Raw genomic sequence first — 256 nt, forward strand, 5'->3', positions numbered from 1 at the left:
GCCAGCCCTCTTCCGGCTGTTCGACAACCGGCTCAATGCGCAGGTTGGAATGGGTTACGCTCAGCGCTTCCAGTTCAGACAGATCGTACAGATGTTTCTCTTCGCGGCCGCCCCAGTAGATAGTGATATCACGGTCTGGATTACGCGCCAGTGCGGTCAGCAGAATGGAGCGAACGTAAGAGAAACCCGTGCCGCCGGCAATCAGGATCAGCGGACGGTCTTCATCATCACGCAGCCACGCCTCGCCGTGCGGCAT

The 256-nt window shown here is 59.0% G+C and carries 1 pseudogene; it reads right to left on the bottom strand.

Annotation, left to right across the window (positions count from 1 at the left end):
• A pseudogene (locus tag MN204_RS20990) lies at positions 1–256 on the bottom strand (hypothetical protein); the annotation flags it as partial.

This window comes from Oceanobacillus saliphilus, from assembly GCF_023522835.1.
Taxonomy (GTDB): Bacteria; Bacillota; Bacilli; order Bacillales; family Amphibacillaceae; genus Oceanobacillus; species Oceanobacillus saliphilus.